Origin of the sequence: uncultured Veillonella sp. (assembly GCF_963543145.1) — a bacterium.
Taxonomy (GTDB): domain Bacteria; phylum Bacillota; class Negativicutes; order Veillonellales; family Veillonellaceae; genus Veillonella.
Genome location: NZ_CAUTZP010000003.1, coordinates 23,763 through 44,369 on the forward strand (window position 1 = coordinate 23,763; position 20,607 = coordinate 44,369).

Consider the following 20,607-nt stretch of genomic DNA (forward strand, 5'->3'; position numbering starts at 1 on the left):
ATTTAACTTTTGTGATAACTATATATGACTCAAATACATTCCTTAGATTGTATTTTACAGTTCTATATGCGGTAGTTTAGGCAAATTCAAAGCCTTTTTCTTTTTATGTTTTGATGGGGCAAATACTTTTAGTACCCGTGGTAATACTTCGATATCTACTGGCATAGATGGACCTAGATCGCCATCCATATTAGTTGCTAAATCATCAACATCAGATAAGAGCTCAATAGATGCTTTGTTTACAGTTAAGGTAGTTGTATACCGAGAGTTATAAATGGCACCATTAATGACGAGTGGTATTACGCTGAGCATATCGAGAATAAAGTATTCTTTAAAAATGATGATACGCATGTAGCCGTCATCTACTGAGGCTTCAGGCATAAACCGTTCAAAACTAGATACTACATTGGTAAGCAATGCTAAAACGAGAGGGGATTTACAGATGAAATCTTCGTTCTCTGTTTTGATGCGATATGTATAGTCTTTTGTGGTAAATAACGCTTGGCCTGCACGCAAGAAGTAGGCGAGAGGGCCGAGTATGCTTTTCTCTTTTGGCGTAACCTCTTCTACTACCTTAGGGATAACGCCTGCTGCAATGTTATTGCAGAAATACTTATCATTGCAACGTCCGATATCAATTGTTCTCGTTTCATTGATGTCGATGTGTTGGATCGCTTGTGCTGGATTTTGGTGAATTCCAAGTGCGCGAGACATATCGTTAACAGTACCAACTGGGATAAAGCCAAAGGTAGATTTGAAGCCCCCTTGGGCAATGCCATTAACAGTTTCGTTAACAGTACCATCACCACCCATGCAAAACACTGCATCGAACCCGCGTTCGCAAGCGTCTTTAGCAAAACGTGTCGCATCACCTGCGCCGGTGGTGAATTTGACCTCGAGCGTTTCGAATAAGGTGCTCAATTTCCATTGTAAGTCGAGGGCATGCTGGCGTGCCGCTCCGCCCCCGGATACAGGATTGATGATAACCAAACAACGGCTCATAGTGTACTTCCTTACTTTCAAAAATGGGATATAGCTAGTATCTATTGTTAGATTGCTAGATTGACAGTTTTAGATATGAGTTTTATAATTATTTTGTATACACTGTATTACATATTGTGTGCGACATATTCTATAAACATATGTCGTATAATATATTATACTCATTTTAGCCGTTCTTTGAAAGTGTGAAAGATAGGACGAGTATTAATGTTTAGGGGATAGTAATGGGAAGACAAGATTCTAAAGATAAATACAAATTATCTGCAGTGGATTCTATTGAAAGATTACCGCTCAGTGAACAAGTATATTTAACATTAAAAACAGCTATTTTGACAGGCGAGTTGATGCCGCAAGAAAAGCTAAACGAAGTAAAAATTGCGGAACAACTACAAGTGAGTGCTACGCCTGTACGTGAAGCATTCCGTAAATTGGCTAAAGATAACCTCGTAGTTATCGTTCCTTGGAAAGGTGTTACTGTAAAAGCGGACACTCCAGAGGAAATTATTGCATTATACCAAGTGCGTGAAGTCATGGAGGGCCTTGGTGCAAGACTGTGTGCTCGCCATGCTACAGATGAACAAATTAAAGAATTGAGAGATATTTGTAAAGAAATGCATGAAATGGAAGATGCTACAGAACGTGTTGAGGTTAATAGCCGTTTCCACACTATGATCGCTCATTACTCTGGTAATGAACGCATTGAAGACTACTTAGCAAGCTTCCGTGAACGCGTTAACCGCGATATGTATATTAGCTCCTTCAATGCTGTCCGTACACATGATTGTGATGATGAACATGATCAAATCGTGGATGCTATCGAACGTCATGACGAAGCAGCTGCAGAGGCAGCTATGCGTCAGCACATTAACAATGCTTTTATCTTCAAAAAAGCCAATGCTGAAGTGCAACACAAAAAACTTAACGAAGTATAATGTCTAACGTGCCCATAGGCATAATGACATAAAAGGCTCCGCTATTGGCGGAGCTTTTTAGTATGGTTTAAAAACTCTAATCGTTTATAGTGTGATGTTAGATGTGCATTGCAGTTTTTATAGTCAACGATGCGTAGCCGTACGAGTTGTGCTACGTCGATTTGAAAGGCTTGAGCGATTTTAAATAAAATCTCTAAGGACATGCCAGAAATGCCTGCGCCACACTCTAGTTTACTTAAATAACTGCGGCTGATGCCGACGTGGTGGGCTAACTCATGTTGGGACATGTTTAGAGATATGCGGAAATTGGCTATTTTATGGCCTAAACATACGTATTGATGTTGTAAAAATGGATCTTCGTACGTATTAATCCGAAGTTCGGTCAATGGTGCTGTTGCGGGGTTCATAGGGACTCCTTCCTTTTCCCGACTCTCTAAATATAGTATACTGAGACTGTTGGCGATTGACTAATATAGAAAACTAGATAATTATCGGTTATTACAGATAATTACACGAATTGTGAAAGTCATACTACTATATACTTTGGTGCTGTCACCAAAGCAATTAGTATATTGTTGTAAATAGAGGAGGACCTATGGAAAAATACATAGCTGTTGCTCTCGGTGGAGCTGTAGGTGCTTTATGTCGTATGGCTCTTGGTGAATGGGTGATGACAAAGGTCAGCTCCTTTCCGTATGGTACGGTCGTAGTTAACCTTGTCGGTTGCCTCATCATTGGCCTCGTGTTAGGCTTTTACATGCAAAAGCCAGATTTACCACAATGGGCTAGATTCTTCCTCGTTGTAGGCGGCCTTGGAGCTTTTACCACCTTTTCTACCTTTGCCTTTGAAATGCTGCAACTCATGATGACCGAGTCCTATGTACAAGCCTTATTCTATGGCTTTGTACAAGTGGTAGGAGGGTTAATCCTTTGCTGGATTGGTGTAGTATTGGCGCGCATACTCTGCGCTATCTAATCTAGGCGAATAAGGTGACTTGAGTTACAGCGTAAATACATCGATTTTTATATGATAGTTTAGTAAGATCTTTAGATAGTTTAGTGAAAGATTTACATAGAATACCAGATTAATTAGTAAGAAATTTAGATAGAATACCAGATTATAGAGGGATATATTATGAAATCTATTAGAACACAAGATGCCGTAGGGCATGCATTAATACACGATCTAGTTCGTATCGTTATCGGCGAGGTGAAAGATACGCCGTTCCGCCGTGGTCATGTTATTACAGAAGAGGATATTCCTAAATTATTAGACCTTGGGAAAGAGCATATCTTCGTTATGGAACCTGAAGATGAAGGTTTCTTGCACGAAGAGGACGTAGCTCGCGCTTTGTATCATATGGCAGGTGGCGAAAATATGCACGAAGGCCCTATGGCACAAGGTAAAATCGAAGCCATTGCAGACGTAGATGGTTTATTTAAGGTCGATGTAGAACGCTTACATGCTATCAACAGTATTGGTGAGCTTACGATTGTAACGAGATTTAATAATACGCCTGTGAAAGCAGGCGATAAATTAGCCGGCATGCGTTGTATTCCTTTATTACTAGAGGAACAACAAGTAGAGGATGCTAAGAAAATTGCTAATGGGGAACCTTTACTTCATGTCAAACCATTCGTGCGCAAAACAATGGGCATCGTTACTACTGGCTCCGAAGTATTTGAAGGTCGCATTAAAGATGCTTTCACCCCTATTATTGAAGAACGTTGCGCTGAATTTGGGGTCACAAAAGTAGCTCATGAAATCGTAACAGACAATACGGACGATATCGTGGCGGCTATCGACAAGGTAAAAGCAGCTGGCGCCGACATTATTTTCTGTACAGGCGGTATGAGCGTTGATCCTGACGATTTAACACCGGGCGCCATTAAACGCTATGCAGATCGCGTAGTGACATACGGATTACCTGTATTGCCAGGTTCTATGGTTTGCATTGCTTACTGTGCTGATGGTACACCGATTCTCGGCGTTCCAGGTGGCGTATTATTCAGCAAACCAACGGCCTTTGACGAAATCTTGCCACGCCTTGTAGCAGACGATGAAATCACTAAAGAAGACTGCATTCAAATGGGCCATGGTGGCTTCTTAGGATAATCTTTGTATCTATAAAATGAGTCAAAGTTTTACTATACAATGAGTTAAAGTTTTACTGTACAAAGGGTAAATCGTTAATTATAACATCTTAAAATTATATAAGCCTATGTAAAAAGCGGGTAGATTGAATCTACCCGCTTTGTGATATTCAAGCAGTTATATGTATTAAAATGATTTTTTCCCCAGTGTAGGATGGCTACAGCGTTTTAAGGTTAGCGTATCAATCATGTGGACTGCTTCGTCCAAGGTGATATCTTCACGCTTTGTCGGTGTTTCGAGGACTGCCAAAGGATGGTCTGTGCCTACTTCACCAGAGGGCAAATAAATATATTCTTGGTTGACAGTATCGCCAAAGATATAGCCTGCTTGTAAATGCTCTTTATGAATGCGACTCATAGTCTCTCCTTACATGATTTCTTTGAGTGTAAAGTTTAGATAGTCTGCAGATACTAGTTCTAGTTTAGTGGTACCAAATTCCTTTGGAATACGCTTGAAGGAAATTTGATCATGTAAATGGCCAAAGATGCACATATCTACATTGTATGTATCCATGAGATCCGTAAAGCCAGAAGGTGCATTGGATTCATTAAATGGAGGATAGTGTAACAATAACAGTTTTGTTACTGGTATGTTGTGTATGTCTATTGTTAATGTCTCTGTCTTTTCAGAACCTATTGTGTTATCTGTTACTTCAGAACCTGTTGATTCCATGTTTCTTTCAGCTGTAAGCTTTTCTAGGAGTGATTCCACAGCTCTATCCATTTCTTGTAATGCTGCTTCGGTGCGCATCAATTCTCTTTCGTAAATAGATTGGTCTGTTTCTGGTGAGAAATGGGAGTCTCCAGGACATAGATAGGCGCGAGTTCCACCAAAAGCGATGATGCGAGGGCCTTCTTCTGTTTGAATGAGCTCTGCTGTGCCATGACCTTGTAAAAAGGTAATAGCATCGCCCATGAGGTTGCGCATCTTGTTTGCTGAAGACCACCAGTAATCGTGGTTGCCGCGAATCATATATTTTTTCCCAGTCATAGATGCGATTTCTTGTAAATCGCAAGCCGCTTCATCGAGGCGTAATGCCCAGCTCATATCGCCTACGAGAAAGACAATATCATCATCTGTTACATGATTAGCCCAATACTCTTTGATGCGGGCCCAGTGATTATCCCAATGGGGACCAAAAATATCCATCGGCTTAGTGGGGGGATTGCCAGATAGATGGAGGTCGCCGATGGCAAATACTTTCATAAAAATCCTTTCAAATATGTATCATCAAAACTATTTAGATGGCTATTTAGAGGTATGGAAGTACGGTGCAATATCATGGATAATTTTAGCAGCTCGTTCTTCGTCACAAGTTTGAGGAATCTTGTAGCCCACATAAAGTGGCGTTGTTACATAACGGGCCACAACTTTGATATAGTCGTAACCATCCTCAAGATTATATACAAAATAGTTATAAGACTGACTGTAATTAGCGATGCTACGCAAAACATAGCGTAACACTTGTTGTAAACGCAATGCTACGGAGCGAACAGGTGCATCAGGTTTAAAGCGAATATTGTACTCAAAAAAGCCAATTATAGGCTGTGTAGACAAGGTGATGCGTACATCTTGATCCTCGTGTAAGAGCCAGCCGTCCATATTTTGAGCCGTAATGTCCTCGTGGTAATCGTAATCTTCGAGACCTATGATTTGGCTGTGTGGATGGCGGATAGAACCGCCAGACATATAGCCATGGTTTTTGAAGAATAGTACGGACTTGAATTCTTTGCGCTCCCGAGTTTTTCGCCATTTATCGAGGCCGAATTGGAGAATGCGAGCCGCTTCGTCTGCTGGTAATGTAGAAAACTCGCCTTCGTCCGTTTCTGTTTCGACGATGACCGTTGGCCATGTTTTATCTAATACAGGATATTTGTTCATAAGCCATATGATATGACCTGATGTATCTAGAATATCCGTTAATTTTGAACGATCACAGAAGGGGCAGCGCACTTCTTCGTTGCGAATATTAACAGGCTTAGTGCGCCCTAGTGCGATGTTAAATCGTAGTGGTTTATTCATCATGTGCCTCCTTCCTCATAAGAAAATCTATACTTTTAATCATACCATAATTAGCGCATTCGTACATAAAATAATGGTATAATAAAAAGGTATTATTTTAACGATTAAGGAGGCCCTATGAAACCGACGACGCTCGTATTTCCTATAGATGAACAAAATCGCATATTACTAGGTCGTAAGAAACGTGGTTTTGGGGCTCATAAATATAATGGATTTGGTGGTAAACTCGAGGCTGATGAAAGCTTCCGAGACTGCGCTATTCGCGAATTATTTGAAGAATCTGGCCTTCAAGGGCGCCCCGAAGATTTAGAATGTGTGGCTGCTTTTGATTTTCAGTTCCCTTTTGATGAAAGCTTAACGCATGTGGGTTACGTCTATTTCTTGCGAACTTTCACAGGCAATGCAGAAGAAACAGATGAAATGGAGCCTCATTGGTTCGAACCAAATGAGATTCCGTACGAGCACATGTGGGACGGTGACCGTCAATGGTTGCCGATGCTGATAGAAGGCATGAAGTTAAAAGGACCTATCGTGTTTGACCGAGACAACAGTACGGTAGATAAGATGGATTTGACCGCGGTGGATACCGTTCTTGAAAGCGAACACTTGGCGCGCATTGATCTGTATATTAACGGATAAGTTGTACCTTATTGGCTGCAACACGTATGCAATATGCCTTGTTATGCCAGAAAGCATGAAAGTGGTACTGAAGTCCTAAATTTGTAATATATTGAGGTAATATGACTGATAAAAAGAACCCTAAGTGGGTGCCACAGCTATTGGCGTGGTATGATGTGCATAAACGGGAATTGCCCTGGCGCGATTGTGGAGACCCTTATAAGATTTGGGTGTCTGAGGTGATGAGCCAGCAGACGCGCATTGAGGCGATGAAGCCCTATTATGATAACTGGATGCGACTATTTCCAACCTTAGAGGACCTAGCAAAGGCCTCTGAGGATGAGGTAGTTCATGCTTGGCAGGGGCTGGGCTATTATAGCCGTGCTCGCAACTTGCGCCTTGGCGTGAAGGACGTCGTGGAAAACTATGGTGGTATCGTGCCCCGTGACCGCAAGACTATGGAGTCCTTAAAGGGTGTAGGATCGTATACGGCAGGGGCCGTGCTATCCATGGCGTACAACGAACCAGAGGTAGCTGTAGACGGTAATGTGCTACGTATTTACGCTCGTTTATATCGCATCTTTGATGATATTTTGAGCACGAAAGGTAAGAAGGCAATCACGGCCATCGTAGAGGACACATTACCTCACGATCGACCTGGTGATTTTAACCAAGCACTGATGGATTTTGGCTCTGCTGTGTGTATTCCAAAGACACCGCGCTGTGGAGAATGTCCGATTGTAAACATGTGCGAAGCATACCAACATGAGGATACGGACAAATTACCTGTGCGCATCAAGAAGACAAAGGTAGTAGAGGTGCCTCTATTTGTAGGTATCTTGCAATACGAGGACTATTATCTATTGCATAAACGTCCGAATCGTGGGTTGTTACGGTCCATGTGGGAATTCCCTTCGGTGGAAATGGTATCTGCCTTTGACGAAGGGGAACGAGGCCTTGCTGAATTAGTTGAGGACCTAGGTTTTGAACTATCTTTACAACCAGTATTAGTTAAAGAAATAACACATATTTTCTCTCATAGAAAATGGTTTATGAAAGCATTCCGCGGCGATTTGACGTACGCAGGCGATGCTAAAAATATAACGATTGGAGATATCCAAAAACAATTGCCAAAGGATTGGATGCTTATCAAGCGCGATGACTTTGCTAACTACGCTTGGGCGGGTCCTCATGGCAAACTGACAGAAATGGCAAAATAATTTGTAGGAGCAATGCATGAGAATTCTATTTAATATCATTTTCTCTACTATCCTCGTAATAGGATTGGTAGGGTTTTGGGCGCTATTCCTCAACCTGTGGAAGCCTAAAAAGAAATGGCCCGCTTGGGTAGGCTATATTATTATAATTGGCGCCTGGTTTGCAGGTATTCGATACTATATACTTAATCAAGTAGATCTGTACGGCACACAATATTATCTGTTGATGAATATGTTCCGTACTGAAAGCTATGGTTTCCTCTTTGGATTATTTTTGGCTATTCCTGTGTTTATTGTACTTAGCTTGCTATATTGGGCGGTCAATAAGATTTGGAGCAAAACGCCAGAGGAAAATAGAACAGGTCGCCGTGCTTTCTTTAGAACGGCAGCTACAGTAGTGCCCTTGGCAACCATAGGTGGTTCTAGTTATGCTGCCTATGTAGGGCAGCATGAGATTGAGGTCACTCATGAAAGCTTCGGTTATACGAACTTACCACCCGGGTTAAAAGACTACAAGATTGTCCAACTTAGTGATATTCATGTGGGCCCTAGTATCGATTTAGATGACCTAGATGAGATTTTAAAGTTAGCCCTTATAGAAAAGCCTAATCGTGTTGTTATTACTGGTGATTTAATCGATAAAATTGCCTGGTTGCCGGAGGTCTGTGAAAGACTGACAACCTTTGCAAAACAAATTCCTGACGGTGTCGATTTCATCTTAGGTAATCACGAGTACCATCACGATGTGAATAAGGTGCTCGATGAATTGAAACATAATACACCAATGAATATTCTTGTGAATAGCAATATTCAAATCATGGGTGGTAAGCAACCGGTATATATTGCTGGTGTTGCGTACGACAATGATCGGGAAAAAGAAAAGCGTGAAGCTATGATTGATAAGGCTTTATCCGGTATTCCAGATTATGCCTTTGTTATTCTATTAGCGCATCACCCAGAATTCTTTGAGGAAGCCATTGAACGTAAAATTCCGTTGACCATTTCAGGTCATACTCACGGTGGTCAAATCGTGTTTATGGGCATGCCGCTAGTACCAACGGGCACTCCATATACAAAAGGGCGCTACGTTGAAGAACAAAGCGTGTGCTACGTCAATAATGGATCAGGCCACTGGTTCCCAATCCGTATCAACTGCCCACGAGAAATTACAGTCATTACATTCTTTGATGGAGTAGCTTAGGATATAAGTCATGCTCCTTATAGGAATACAATAAAGCCCCGATACGTCATTGATATGTATCGGGGCTTTCTCCGTTCGTTTGAGGTATGAGAGGATGTTACAGATATGTCATAGAGATGAGAGAGATTTTATTTCATGCGAACTGCATCGGCAAATTCGTCTTCGGTCATGAGTTTTTCTTCCAAGATGATTTCTTTAATAGAGCAACCGCGTTTGTATGCTTCTTTTACTACCTTAGCACTCTTATCGTAGCCGATGTATGGTGTTAAGGATGTAGCGATCATAAGGGATTGTTCTACGAAGAAGTTGAGTTTTTCTGGTACAAATTCTACACCGTCGATACAGTGTGTTGTGAAAGAATTCATCGCGTCTGCAAGGAGGCGACAGCTTTCAACAAAGTCATAGATCATGATAGGCATGTACACGTTCAATTGGAAAGCACCGCTGCCTGCACAGATGGTCATAGTCGTATTGTGACCGAATACTTGGGCACATACCATGGTCAAGGCTTCGCATTGTGTAGGGTTTACCTTGCCTGGCATGATGGAGGAGCCCGGTTCGTTTTCAGGTAGATGCCATTCGCCATAGCCACAGCGAGGGCCGGATCCTAAGAAACGAACGTCGTTAGCGATTTTAAATAATGTAGTAGCTAATGTGTTAAGTGCGCCGTGAGCCATCATAAACGCATCTTTCAAGGATAGTCCTTGGAATTTGTTGTTCTTCACGCGGAATGGAGCACCTGTTACCTCTGGCAATACAGTTTCCATAACGTCTAGATAGCCTTTAGGCGTGTTTACACCTGTGCCGACTGCAGTGCCGCCTAGGGCTACATCGAGTAGGTAGTCAGCGTTTTGAACGAGCATAGCTTTGGCAGTTTTTAAGCCGTCCACAAAGGCGCTAATTTCTTGGTCCACCATGATGAAAGTTGCATCTTGTAGGTGAGTACGACCAACTTTTTGCAAACCTTTTCCTTTTTCTTGTAATTTTTCAAAGGATGCGATAAGGCCGTCCAATGCAGGGATTACCCGTTTTGTAATTTCAAAGTATCCGCAGATATGCATTGCCGTAGGGAATGTATCGTTTGTACTTTGTCCGCGGTTTACATCGTCGTTAGGATGGAGCGGGTTGCTTTCATCTAACTGTTTAGCTCGGTGAGCGATTACCTCGTTCACATTCATATTAGTTTGTGTGCCAGAACCTGTTTGGAATACGGTTAACGGGAACTCATCATCCCATTTGCCGTCTACGATCTCATCGACTACTTGAGCGATGAGTTTCGCTTTTTCCTCAGTTACTGCGCCACATTTTGCATTGGTTAAAGCACATGCTTTTTTTACAAGCGCAAGCGCTTTGATTTGTTCAATAGGGATGCGGTGGTCACCGATCTTAAAGTTATTGAACGAGCGTTGCGTTTGAGGTCCGTAAATTCGTCTAGCGTCGACTTCGACTGGTCCCATTGAATCGTATTCAATTCTTGTTTCCATAATGTTTACAACCTCCTTAAAAGACATGCCGACCTTAATGTCGGTTCTTTTTTATTATAGGCTAAAAAAAGAAAAAATATAATAGAAAATGATAATAAATACCAATTAGATATAATTAAAGGGGTATAATTACCTTTACACATAGTATTTTATTGTCAACATCGCTTTAACACGTTAAAATGGAAGTAGCTTATTATATTATTTTAAGCTCTAGTTTCACAGAGGAGGTAAGTACTTATGAAACATGACTTTATGAGCCATGACCTTCATCTGCCGGAACTGACACTACGTGGGATGCTACTTGGTGCATTGATTACTGTAATTTTTACAGCATCTAACGTATATCTCGGTTTGAAGGTTGGGTTGACATTCTCGTCATCCATTCCGGCAGCCATTATTTCAATGGCAATTTTACGTTTCTTCAAGGATTCTAACGTTCTTGAAAACAACATGGTACAAACACAGGCTTCTGCAGCCGGTACTTTGTCCGCCATTATCTTTATCTTGCCAGGTCTACTTATGATTGGGTATTGGAACGGCTTCCCATTCTGGCAAACATTCTTGCTCTGCGCATGCGGTGGTTCTCTAGGTGTGTTATTCACTATTCCATTGCGTCGTGCCATGGTAGTAAATAGTGATCTACCATATCCAGAAGGCCGTGCAGCAGCAGAAATTTTGAAAGTTGGCTCTCACAATGCTGGCCAAGGCCCTCAATCTAGCTCTGGTATGGGTGATATTGTATCCGGTGGTATTGTAGCTGGTATTATCAGCCTTTGTGCAAATGGTTTTAAAGTACTTGGGGACAGCATGAGCTTCTGGCTTCCTGTAGGTAGCAAAGGTATCACTCAAATTCCATTGGGCTTCTCTACAGCGTTGTTAGGTGCTGGTTACCTTATCGGTATCGCTTCTGGTATCGCTATCCTCGTTGGTGTACTCATCGCGTGGGCTGGCTTCGTACCTTACTACACTAACTTGTTTGCTCCAGATGGTGGCGCTACTGCTAAGTTCGCAATGGGCATCTGGAAATCTAAAGTTCGTTTCATCGGTGCTGGTGCTATCGGCATCGCAGCGATTTGGACTTTGATTACTTTGATTAAACCTATCATCGAAGGTATGAAAATTTCTGTACAATCCATGAACAGCAGTTCTAGTGAACGTGAATTGCATCGTACTGATACAGATATGAGCACAAAATCCGTTTTATGCGTGTTCGCAGTAATTCTTGTTGGTTTAGTATTTACATTCTGGGATTTCGTATCTGCAGTACCTATTAGTACTGGCTTAATGTGGACTTTCGTTGTTGTGGGTATTCTAGTAGCTTTGCTAATCGGTTTCTTCGTAGCTGCTGCATGTGGTTACATGGCAGGTCTTATCGGTACATCTGCATCTCCAATTTCTGGTATTGGTATCTTGGCGACTATTATTTCTTCCTTAGTGGTGTACTTCATCGCTGCTGAAAATAACTTGTTCGCTACAGAAGCAGGCGTACAATTCGCTACAGCTATGGCTATCTTCATGACATCCGTAGTTATTGCGATTGCATCTATCTCTAATGATAACTTGCAAGACTTGAAAACAGGTCAACTTGTTGGTGCTACACCTTGGCGTCAACAAATTGCGTTGTTACTTGGCTCTGTAGCTGGTGCAGTTGCAATTGCTCCTGTTCTTAACTTGCTTTACCAAGCATATGGCTTCACAGGCGCGTTACCACGTGCTGAAATGGATCCTAATGCTACATTATCCGCTCCTCAAGCGACTTTGATGACTACAATTGCTCAAGGTATTTTTAACTCTAGCATGGATTGGGATTACATTTTGATTGGCGTTGGTGTTGGCGTAGTAGCAATCATCGTGAATTTGATTCTTAAGAGTACAACCGCTTCCTTAACATTGCCACCATTGGCAGTTGGTATGGGTATCTACTTACCTCCAACATTGGAAGTGCCTCTCATCGTAGGTTCCTTCATTAGCTACTTCGTAGGTCGTTACCTAGTTGCTCGTGCTAAAATGCGTGCTGGCGACCTCGCTGAGTACGATGTTGAACAATCTAACCGTCGTGGCGTTCTCTTCGCTTCTGGTTTGATTGTTGGTGAAAGCTTGATTGGTGTAATCATAGCTGTTATTATTGTATTGTCTGTTACAACTGGTGGTGGTGAATCTCCACTTGAATTAGTAGGTCCTGATTTTGAAAGCACAGCACAATGGTTAGGATTGCTTGCGTTTGCATTCTCTGGTCTCTACCTTGTTCGTCGTGTTGTAACACACAAATTCAATAAAGAAGAAGCTTTAGCGATGAAAGCTGAGCAAGAACAACAATAAGAGGTTAAACAATGAAATTAAAACAGTCTGTACTTATCATGATGGCTGCTGCATTGCCAGTAGTATCCTTCGCAGCAAGCGAAGCAATTCCTGTAACAAAAGACACTGCGACAGTGCAAGCAGTTCAAGCTAATACGAATAAAGTGAATCGCAATGATTTGACATACCGTATCTCTAGTACTGCTACACCAGAGCAAAATCGTGCGTTACGCTCTGTAGCAACTAAGGTTGATCGCAATGCGGTTGAAGTAGTAGCACCTAATGCTGACCGTTATATGGATCGTAAAGAGGTTGCTGTATCTCCTGTGGAATCTACTACAGATCACTTGGACCTAGTATTCCCAGAAGTTAAATCTGTTAGCCCAACTGTAGAGAAAGCAATCAATACAACTATCAAAAAGTATGTTGCTAAAGTTCAAAATGATGTAGAAAAATTGAATGCTAAAGAAGCTAATAAAACAAACGTAGTTATGTACTACGATGTGAAAACAAATAAAAATGGCATTCTTAGCATCCTAATTCATACGTATACAATGCGTGATCAAGATGCAAATGGCGTCAACTATGTAAAAGGCTTCACTTTCAACACTACAACAGGTCGTCAATTGTCCTTGTATGACCTTGGTGGTCTTAACAAAAAAGAGTTAGTGAATGCTATTAATAATAATCAAGACGTGAAAGACCAACTAGGCGGCGATGTAAACATCGACAAAATGCCTACTGAGTTCTACACAACTGATGATTATTCCGTTGTAATGATCTTGCAACAAGATGTGGATGCAATCCACAGTGCAGGCACTGTATTTGTACCAGTTGGTAACTTACGTGACCGCCAAAATGATGTAACAAAATAATAATCGAACTGTGTGAATTCGATTGTGTGTATAGTAACAGCTGTTTAATTGTGGAAAGAACCGCTCCCAATGGGGGCGGTTCTTTTTCTTTTGAAGTTTCTTCAATTATTTATTTGTTGTATCGTAGTAGTTTACCCGTGGAGGCAATGGGAATTGAATTGTTGCATCCGGTTTTACTGTTTCAGGTTCTGGCAACTGAACTACTACATTGTTTTTGAATTTCTTTTTGAATGCTTTCACAGTGTCCTTTTGAACGGAGTCAGCTGTGACGATAAGGGCACTTGTATCATCGTTAGGGCGAATAGAGATAATGTTGCCTTTTGGCTCTTTAGCTTTGTATAAATCAAGCGCATCAGATTGGTAATCCTCTAATTGTTCTTGGTTTAATTTACCTTGAGATACAACGACTGTGCTTTCAAGTTGTGGGTCATGGGTTTCAGAAATTGCATGAGCAACGGCATCAGCTTTTTTATTATCTGTTAAAGAAGCATGTAACTTACCACCATCCCAGAAGAGGGCGCCATCTTGACGGAATTTCGTGAAGTCATTGTCATAACCTAACGCTTTACTGATGATGTTTGCTGTCTTTGTTTCTACTTGCTGTTTAAACAATGCATTGTGGAATGCAAGGGCTTGTTTCGTTTGGGTCATGCGGTACGCAATTTCAGCAGCTTCGGCACGAGTTATGTATTTTTCAGGGTTGAATAATGTACCAGGGGAGTACATTGTGAATCCAAGGTATGCAAGTTCGCGAACTGCATCTTGAGCCCAAGGGGCTACGAATTTTTGGTCTCCGTAAGCAATATTATCGAGAACTGTTGGATCCTCTGTAGTATAGCCTAAGTAGTGAAGATAGTTATCTGCTACTACAGCAAATTCTTGGCGAGACATATATTTTTCAGGTTTATATGTTTCGTCGCCATAGCCGCTGATAATATTTTTGCGAGCTACGGACTCGATAGCAAGAGCAGACCAACGGTCAGATGTAATATCTTTAAATTTGCCAGATAAGAAGGCTGCAGTCCCATCATCAGTGATGTTGTTGAAGAGCGCTGCTACTTCTTCACGTGTCATAGGTTGATTAGGTCGGAATGTGCCGTCAGAGTAACCTTTCATTAGATTTGCTTTTGTTACAGTGCTAATGGAGTTTGCAGCCCAAAAATCGCTAGGTACATCTGTGAAGATGTGAGCGCGAATCTTTTGGATGTCTTGGGGAGTACCAATAGATTTGTTTACAACTACAGGTGTTGCCGTTGTAGAGGATTCTACTTTAACAGCATCCACATTAGATGTATCTGTTTTAGCGGAGCTAAAAGTAGGGGCTTGTAAAGCAGATTCAGCTTTAGCGGATTCAGTTGTAGTTGTAGGAGCATTAGTCGTAGTTGTTGTATTGGCAGAGGCAAAACCAAGGCCTGTAGCAGCTAATAATGCGCCTAGAACGAGGGCACGTAATGCGTAAGGGGTATTCTTGTACATAAAATCCTTCCTAATCTTGGTAAAGGCTATCGCTCGATAGCCATAGAATATAAACTTTCACCAGCATAAAAATCTATATTCGTCGTAATATAGTCAATAGGGGCATGCATAGTGAGATACAACAAAGCAGCGTAGTACTATCGAGTATACGCTGCCTTGGCTGGTTAAGTGTAACGCCGATTAGCGTTTTACTGTCATTTTTACTTTGGAACCGAATAATTTAGAGATTCCTTGTTGAGTGTCTTTAGATGCAGTAGATACTACAGCGTAAAGTTGGTTGTTTTCTACATCAGGGAATGTAGCTAAGATTGTGCCAGCTTTTTCGTTTTTGTTGTAGTAGTTGCGGAAGTTCGCATCGATTGCATCGTATTCTGTTTGGCTGTATTGGGATGGTTCAACTACAACGTAGTTATTAATAGTGGAATCGCCACGGGAAGCAAGGTTCGCTTTTACTGTGGAAATATCGCTATCTGTTTTCAACGCTACGTGTAATTGGTTATCACGCCAGTACATTACACCGTAATCTTGGAACGCTTCTGGTGTTTTGTAGGTTTTATTTAATTCTACAAATACTTTATCTTCCAAGGCGGATTGTTGCTTTTGATCAAGTGCTTTTAACGTGCTGCGACGAACAGGACGAACGGTACGAGTAGATTCAGTCTTTTGAGCCACTGCTTCGTTTTTATTGTTTTTTACGTCTTTGTCTACTTTTTTAGCGTCCGCTTTAGCAGCTTTATCTACTTTCTTAGCATCTTCTTTTACTGCTTTATCAGCTTTTGCAACGTCTTTTTTAGCATCTTTATCTACTTTAGCTACGTCTTTTTTTGCATCTTTACTTACGTTAGATGCATCTTTTTCGATTGCTTTATCAGCTTTTTTAACATCTTCTTTTACAGCAGTTTCTACTTTACTTTCAGTTGTAGCGTGTTTTGGTGTAGCTAAGCCAGCACCGTTAAGCATGCGGTTCAAAATAGTTGCCGCTTGTGCTCTTGTTACAGGTTGTTTAGGGTTGAAGTTTTCTGTTGCCCCAGATGCTACGATGCCACGTTGAGCCATGTATTGGATATCTGCCAAGTAATCACCAGAGATAGACGCTTCATCTTTAAACGTTACTTTTTCTGCTTTTACAGGTGTAGAAATATTTAATTTTTTAGCTAAGCTAGCTGCGGAGGCAACAAACTCTTCACGGTTCATAGTTTTGCTAGGTGTGAAAGCTGTTTTAGAAGTGCCTTGCATAACGCCTGCAGCACTCACTAATTTAATAGCGGAGTTAGACCAACGATCTGCTTCTACGTCAGAGTAGGAAGTAGCAGATTCTTTAGTTACGATATCAGCTAATTCTTGTTCGTTTAAGTTGTGTTGCAACACTTTACCATAAATAGCAGCTGCTTGTTCACGTGTGATTTGAGCGCTAGGTCTGAAAGTATTGTCAGAGTAACCCGAAAGGTAACCGGCTTGAGACATCGCTTGAATTGCATCGCGTGCCCAGTTATCTTTAGTATCTGTGTACACACCTGCTGGCAATGTTTCTTTAGCTTTAGTTGTTGTTTTAGCTTCTGTTGCTTTTGTAGCAGGTTTAGCTTCAGCTTTTGCTTCTGCCTTTGTTTCAGTAGCTTTTTCAGCAGTTGCTGCTTTAGCTTCTGTAGCTTTAGTTTCTACTTTAGTATCTGCTTTTGCAGTTGTTTTAGCTGCAGTTGTTTTAGCTGTAGTTGTAGTTGCTTTAGCTTGTGTATTTGTTACTGTTGTTGCTTTTGTATGTGCCGCGGTTGTTTCAGCGTGAGCCATGCCGAATGTGGAACCAAGGGCCAATGTGATTGCCAAGGACAAAGATAATTTATTTAGTTTCATTGAAAAGGCTCCTTTCAAACTATACTTATATAAAATAAATTATAACACTTTTTAAATTTATACACTACTATAAGAAAATGTAATATATAAGGATAAAATTTACATGAATTTGACATTCTACTGCTATTTATGTAAAAGTACGATGAATTACGGTAGAAATCAGATTATTATAACTTTGAAAATGCAAAATGATAAACATTCGCAAAATCTAGGTTTTATATAGCTTTTACAAGAAAAATTGATAAATAAAATAATGTATGTGATAAAAAACAATGTTTGCCATTACAAAAAGTCATAACGATATAAGAAATAAATGGGTACATACGAATATAGCAATTCTTTGGACAATATATATATGATTACTTTATAATTATATCGATAAGCTTTTGAATATTTATTTGAAAGCATAAGTAATGTTCAGGGCAGAAATTTAGTCGAAAAATTCACTATTAATCTTGCCATAACACATACATATCAAAATTTTTTATTAGGTTAAGTACTAGAAAAGACGAGGACGATAATATGAAAATTCATCTTTTCCAACAGTGTTTGATTGACATGTTCTACCCACATGTAGGCATGGCTGGTGTAGAAGTACTTGAAAGATTAGGTTGCGAGCTCGTAGTTCCTAAGAAACAAGTATGTTGTGGCCAAATGTTCACTAACTCTGGTTACAATGAAGCGGCTATGGACGCTATTAAGAACACAATCGAATGCTTCGAGAACGCTGAATATGTAGTCAGCATGTCCGGCTCTTGCGCATTTGCAATCCGTGATGAATACCATCATTTCTTGAAAGATCAACCAGAGTGGTTGGCACGTGCAGAACGATTGAGCGGCAAAATTTATGAGTTCACTCAATTCATTACTGACGTATTAGGTGTTGAAGATGTAGGCGCTCGTTTCAACGACTCCGTTACATACCACACATCTTGCCACGTAACTCGTTTGATGGGGATTAAAGAGCCTCCTTTCAAACTCCTTAAAAACGTTAAAGATATCAATTTGATCGAATTACCACGTGCAGACCGTTGCTGTGGTTTCGGCGGTACTTTCTCCGTTAAAAACCCTGAAATTAGTGAAGTTATGACACGCGAAAAAGCATTGGAAATCGCTAGCACCGGTGCTAACGTAATTTCCGGTTCTGACCAAGCGTGCTTGATGAACATCGCTGGTATGCTAGACCGTCTTCATAAAGAAGGCGAAATCGATCGCCGTATCAAAGTAATGCATATTGCTGAAATCTTAAACTGCCGTTAAGGAGGAGACGACATGGCACTTATATATGACAATCGCCCCTATAAAACACGTATACAAGAATGTTTGGCTGATGATTTCAAAGTTGCAGCTATCAAAAAAGCACAAGACGTGTTTTATGATAAACGTAATGCAATGGTTGCGGATGTTCCTGAATGGTTAGATTTCCGCGCAGAAGCTGCAAAACTACGTGATCATGTACTTAATAACTTAGATTATTATGTAAATCAATTTGCTGAGAATGCCGAAAAAGCAGGCTCTAAAGTTCACTTTGCATTCGATGATAAAGAAGCAACTCAAATCGCTTTAGATATCCTTCGCGAACGCGAAGCTAAAATGATCGTTAAATCCAAAACAATCTTAACTGAAGAAATTGGCTTGAACGAAGTATTAGAAGCAGCTGGTATCGAAGTAAATGAAACTGACTTGGCTGAATTTATTTTGCAAACTGCAGTAAGCCCACCATCTCACATCGTAGTACCAGGGCTTCACTTTGAACGTAACAAAATCCGTGAAATTTTTGCTGAAAAATTAGGTTATACTGGCACCGAAAACCCTACAGAAATGACTCACTTCGTACGTGGTTATGTACGTGAACGCTTCTTGAAAGCTGACGTAGGCGTTAACGGTTGTAACTTTGCAGTTGCTGCATCCGGTACTTGTACAATCGTTTCCAACGAAGGTAACGGTCGTATGGCTAGTTCCATTCCTAAGACTCAAGTAATCTTCTTGGGTACAGAACGTATCGTTCCTGACTTCAAAGCTCTTGACGTAATGATGGAAATGTTGAACCGCTCTGCAGTAGGTGCTAAAATTTCCAACTACTTCTCCATGATGACTGGTCCTGGTCGTGCTGGCGAAGCTGACGGTCCTGAAGAAACTCATATCATCATTATCGATAACGGTCGTTCCGGTATCTTGGGTGGTACATTCCAAGAAATGTTACGTTGTATCCGTTGTGGTGCATGTATGAATATCTGTCCTGTATACCGTCACATCTCTGGTCACGGTTATGGCTCCGTATATCCAGGTCCAATGGGTGCTGTATTGACTCCATTGTTCAAAGGTTACGACGTAGCAGGCGATCTTCCATATGCTTCCACATTGTGCGGTGCATGTACAGAAAACTGTCCAGTAGCTATTCCATTGCATGAATTATTGATGGAACACCGTCATATTATGGCTGACATCGAAAAAACTCGTCCGAAAGCAGAAGAAGCAATCTTCACTGCAGCGGCTAAGATGTTTGGTAACTCCACATTATTCGACCTTGGTACAAAAGCTGGCGCTATCGGCATGAACTTGATTAGTAACAAAGAAGGCAATATGCCTACATGGACTCAAGCTATTCCAGTTATGAACGGCTGGACTAAATCTAAAGAAATGGGTACATTGAAGTTCAAGAAATTCCGTGACTTATATGCTGAACATGAAAAGAACAAGAAGAAGGAGAAAAAATAATGGATGAAGCTAAACGTAAACAATTTATTGCACGTTTATCTCGTGCATTAGGCCGTGATCAAGAAATGTGCCCTGCATTTGTAGAGGGCTTTGATTACAGCCATGGTCCTCAAGAAACTATGTTCAAAGATTTGAATCAAGATCAAATTTTGACAATGTTTAAGGAACAATGTCAACGTGTTGGTACAAAATTCGTTGAAACTACACCTGATAAATTAGGTGAAACAATTTTGGCAGCTATCGAAGACTGGGGCAATGGTAAGATTGTATTCCCAAGCACTCCTGAAGTAGACGAATATAAATTAAAAGAATTATTCGAACAAGATGCAGCTAATAATGGCGGCACTCGTACATACTTCCAATGGGACCCAGCTAAAGGCCGTGAAGAATGTATCTCCAACACTGCCAATGCAGATATCGGTATTACATTCCCATACTGCGGTATTGCTGAAACAGCTACTGTAGTACAAGCATCTGGTGAAGAATCTGGCCGTGCTATCAGCTTGTTGCCTACAACACATATTGCTGTATTGTACACTGATACAATTAATCCACGTATGACTCAAACTATGGAACATTTGGCTGAACGTTATCATAAGGATCCATCCAAATTCCCTACAAATATCTGCTTGATTTCTGGGCCATCCCGTACAGCTGATATTGAGTTGGTTACTGTAGATGGTGCTCATGGTCCTATCCAAGTAACTTACGTTTTGGTTAAACGCTAATACATTAACTAGGTATAGCTATAACTGAATCAC

Annotated in this window: 19 protein-coding genes; 11 read left to right on the forward strand and 8 right to left on the reverse strand. The window is 40.9% G+C overall.

From position 1 onward, the window contains the following. Positions 1-54: 54 nt before the first annotated feature. Positions 55-1,002: a diacylglycerol kinase family lipid kinase gene (locus tag RWZ05_RS02390; protein ID WP_314641748.1), complete on the reverse strand. Its 948-nt coding sequence runs from the start codon at positions 1,000-1,002 to the stop codon at positions 55-57. A 224-nt stretch (positions 1,003-1,226) separates the two neighbouring features. On the opposite strand from RWZ05_RS02390, the gene RWZ05_RS02395 reads away from it, so the two are divergent. Further along, positions 1,227-1,934: a GntR family transcriptional regulator gene (locus tag RWZ05_RS02395; protein ID WP_314641750.1), complete on the forward strand. Its 708-nt coding sequence runs from the start codon at positions 1,227-1,229 to the stop codon at positions 1,932-1,934. Between the two features lie 41 nt (positions 1,935-1,975). On the opposite strand, the gene RWZ05_RS02400 is transcribed toward RWZ05_RS02395, so the two are convergent. Beyond that, on the reverse strand, positions 1,976-2,341 hold the full coding sequence (locus RWZ05_RS02400; RefSeq protein ID WP_314641752.1) for a helix-turn-helix transcriptional regulator: 366 nt from the start codon (positions 2,339-2,341) through the stop codon (positions 1,976-1,978). Between the two features lie 188 nt (positions 2,342-2,529). Between RWZ05_RS02400 and crcB the strand changes: the two genes are divergently transcribed. Beyond that, on the forward strand, positions 2,530-2,910 hold the full coding sequence (gene crcB, locus RWZ05_RS02405; RefSeq protein WP_314641755.1) for a fluoride efflux transporter CrcB: 381 nt from the start codon (positions 2,530-2,532) through the stop codon (positions 2,908-2,910). Positions 2,911-3,069: 159 nt separating this feature from the next. Next, entirely contained in the window at positions 3,070-4,050 is a 981-nt protein-coding gene (locus RWZ05_RS02410) for a molybdopterin-binding protein (protein WP_314641757.1), read from the forward strand. 165 nt (positions 4,051-4,215) lie between these two features. Here RWZ05_RS02410 and RWZ05_RS02415 read toward each other — a convergent pair whose 3' ends face one another. Genes RWZ05_RS02415 through RWZ05_RS02425 form a run of 3 tightly spaced genes read right to left on the reverse strand, consistent with a single transcriptional unit; the run spans position 4,216 to position 6,111 of the window. After that, positions 4,216-4,446, reverse strand: coding sequence for a hypothetical protein (locus RWZ05_RS02415; protein WP_008602207.1), 231 nt, complete (start codon positions 4,444-4,446; stop codon positions 4,216-4,218). A 9-nt stretch (positions 4,447-4,455) separates the two neighbouring features. Then, positions 4,456-5,295: a metallophosphoesterase gene (locus tag RWZ05_RS02420; RefSeq protein ID WP_314641761.1), complete on the reverse strand. Its 840-nt coding sequence runs from the start codon at positions 5,293-5,295 to the stop codon at positions 4,456-4,458. 42 nt (positions 5,296-5,337) lie between these two features. Continuing rightward, the gene (locus tag RWZ05_RS02425) at positions 5,338-6,111 is read right to left on the reverse strand and encodes a DUF4931 domain-containing protein (protein WP_314641764.1); all 774 of its coding nucleotides are present in this window, start codon (positions 6,109-6,111) and stop codon (positions 5,338-5,340) included. Positions 6,112-6,228: 117 nt separating this feature from the next. Here RWZ05_RS02425 and RWZ05_RS02430 point away from each other — a divergent pair, with 117 nt between their 5' ends. From RWZ05_RS02430 to RWZ05_RS02440, 3 genes are all read left to right on the forward strand, one after another. Next, on the forward strand, positions 6,229-6,750 hold the full coding sequence (locus tag RWZ05_RS02430) for an 8-oxo-dGTP diphosphatase (RefSeq protein WP_314641766.1): 522 nt from the start codon (positions 6,229-6,231) through the stop codon (positions 6,748-6,750). Positions 6,751-6,851: 101 nt separating this feature from the next. Then, a complete protein-coding gene (mutY, locus tag RWZ05_RS02435) occupies positions 6,852-7,949 on the forward strand; it encodes an A/G-specific adenine glycosylase (RefSeq protein WP_314641768.1) in 1,098 nt (365 codons plus the stop codon). A gap of 16 nt (positions 7,950-7,965) precedes the next feature. Further along, positions 7,966-9,147, forward strand: a complete 1,182-nt coding sequence (locus RWZ05_RS02440; protein ID WP_314641771.1) for a metallophosphoesterase — start codon at positions 7,966-7,968, stop codon at positions 9,145-9,147. A 128-nt stretch (positions 9,148-9,275) separates the two neighbouring features. On the opposite strand, the gene RWZ05_RS02445 is transcribed toward RWZ05_RS02440, so the two are convergent. After that, complete coding sequence (locus RWZ05_RS02445) at positions 9,276-10,631, reverse strand: class II fumarate hydratase (RefSeq protein WP_314641774.1); 1,356 nt, start codon at positions 10,629-10,631, stop codon at positions 9,276-9,278. 237 nt (positions 10,632-10,868) lie between these two features. Here RWZ05_RS02445 and RWZ05_RS02450 point away from each other — a divergent pair, with 237 nt between their 5' ends. Together RWZ05_RS02450 and RWZ05_RS02455 are read left to right on the forward strand one after the other, a co-directional pair. Further along, entirely contained in the window at positions 10,869-12,950 is a 2,082-nt protein-coding gene (locus RWZ05_RS02450; RefSeq protein WP_314641777.1) for an OPT family oligopeptide transporter, read from the forward strand. 11 nt (positions 12,951-12,961) lie between these two features. Continuing rightward, positions 12,962-13,804: a PdaC/SigV domain-containing protein gene (locus RWZ05_RS02455; protein ID WP_314641780.1), complete on the forward strand. Its 843-nt coding sequence runs from the start codon at positions 12,962-12,964 to the stop codon at positions 13,802-13,804. Between the two features lie 105 nt (positions 13,805-13,909). On the opposite strand, the gene RWZ05_RS02460 is transcribed toward RWZ05_RS02455, so the two are convergent. Together RWZ05_RS02460 and RWZ05_RS02465 are read right to left on the reverse strand one after the other, a co-directional pair. Continuing rightward, a complete protein-coding gene (locus RWZ05_RS02460) occupies positions 13,910-15,280 on the reverse strand; it encodes an S-layer homology domain-containing protein (RefSeq protein WP_314641781.1) in 1,371 nt (456 codons plus the stop codon). Between the two features lie 180 nt (positions 15,281-15,460). Beyond that, positions 15,461-17,128, reverse strand: a complete 1,668-nt coding sequence (locus tag RWZ05_RS02465) for an S-layer homology domain-containing protein (protein ID WP_314641782.1) — start codon at positions 17,126-17,128, stop codon at positions 15,461-15,463. A 522-nt stretch (positions 17,129-17,650) separates the two neighbouring features. Between RWZ05_RS02465 and RWZ05_RS02470 the strand changes: the two genes are divergently transcribed. From RWZ05_RS02470 to RWZ05_RS02480, 3 genes are read left to right on the forward strand one after another with little or no spacing between them, the layout of a single operon-like run. Then, positions 17,651-18,388, forward strand: coding sequence for a (Fe-S)-binding protein (locus RWZ05_RS02470; RefSeq protein WP_009352456.1), 738 nt, complete (start codon positions 17,651-17,653; stop codon positions 18,386-18,388). A gap of 12 nt (positions 18,389-18,400) precedes the next feature. Next, positions 18,401-19,846 (forward strand): LutB/LldF family L-lactate oxidation iron-sulfur protein, encoded by a 1,446-nt coding sequence (locus tag RWZ05_RS02475; protein ID WP_314641785.1) that lies wholly within the window; start codon positions 18,401-18,403, stop codon positions 19,844-19,846. Further along, complete coding sequence (locus RWZ05_RS02480; protein ID WP_314641787.1) at positions 19,846-20,574, forward strand: lactate utilization protein C; 729 nt, start codon at positions 19,846-19,848, stop codon at positions 20,572-20,574. The genes RWZ05_RS02475 and RWZ05_RS02480 overlap by 1 nt, the downstream gene beginning before the upstream one ends. The last annotated feature ends 33 nt before the right edge of the window (positions 20,575-20,607 follow it).

Coding starts and splice junctions, on each gene's coding strand:
- RWZ05_RS02440 (WP_314641771.1), top strand. CDS start 7,966: ATGAGAATTCTATTTAATATCATTTTCTCTACTATCCTCGTAATAGGA.
- RWZ05_RS02470 (WP_009352456.1), top strand. CDS start 17,651: ATGAAAATTCATCTTTTCCAACAGTGTTTGATTGACATGTTCTACCCA.
- RWZ05_RS02425 (WP_314641764.1), bottom strand. CDS start 6,111: ATGAATAAACCACTACGATTTAACATCGCACTAGGGCGCACTAAGCCT.
- RWZ05_RS02415 (WP_008602207.1), bottom strand. CDS start 4,446: ATGAGTCGCATTCATAAAGAGCATTTACAAGCAGGCTATATCTTTGGC.
- crcB (WP_314641755.1), top strand. CDS start 2,530: ATGGAAAAATACATAGCTGTTGCTCTCGGTGGAGCTGTAGGTGCTTTA.
- mutY (WP_314641768.1), top strand. CDS start 6,852: ATGACTGATAAAAAGAACCCTAAGTGGGTGCCACAGCTATTGGCGTGG.
- RWZ05_RS02450 (WP_314641777.1), top strand. CDS start 10,869: ATGAAACATGACTTTATGAGCCATGACCTTCATCTGCCGGAACTGACA.
- RWZ05_RS02480 (WP_314641787.1), top strand. CDS start 19,846: ATGGATGAAGCTAAACGTAAACAATTTATTGCACGTTTATCTCGTGCA.
- RWZ05_RS02420 (WP_314641761.1), bottom strand. CDS start 5,295: ATGAAAGTATTTGCCATCGGCGACCTCCATCTATCTGGCAATCCCCCC.
- RWZ05_RS02400 (WP_314641752.1), bottom strand. CDS start 2,341: ATGAACCCCGCAACAGCACCATTGACCGAACTTCGGATTAATACGTAC.
- RWZ05_RS02390 (WP_314641748.1), bottom strand. CDS start 1,002: ATGAGCCGTTGTTTGGTTATCATCAATCCTGTATCCGGGGGCGGAGCG.
- RWZ05_RS02465 (WP_314641782.1), bottom strand. CDS start 17,128: ATGAAACTAAATAAATTATCTTTGTCCTTGGCAATCACATTGGCCCTT.
- RWZ05_RS02445 (WP_314641774.1), bottom strand. CDS start 10,631: ATGGAAACAAGAATTGAATACGATTCAATGGGACCAGTCGAAGTCGAC.
- RWZ05_RS02410 (WP_314641757.1), top strand. CDS start 3,070: ATGAAATCTATTAGAACACAAGATGCCGTAGGGCATGCATTAATACAC.
- RWZ05_RS02430 (WP_314641766.1), top strand. CDS start 6,229: ATGAAACCGACGACGCTCGTATTTCCTATAGATGAACAAAATCGCATA.
- RWZ05_RS02475 (WP_314641785.1), top strand. CDS start 18,401: ATGGCACTTATATATGACAATCGCCCCTATAAAACACGTATACAAGAA.
- RWZ05_RS02455 (WP_314641780.1), top strand. CDS start 12,962: ATGAAATTAAAACAGTCTGTACTTATCATGATGGCTGCTGCATTGCCA.
- RWZ05_RS02395 (WP_314641750.1), top strand. CDS start 1,227: ATGGGAAGACAAGATTCTAAAGATAAATACAAATTATCTGCAGTGGAT.
- RWZ05_RS02460 (WP_314641781.1), bottom strand. CDS start 15,280: ATGTACAAGAATACCCCTTACGCATTACGTGCCCTCGTTCTAGGCGCA.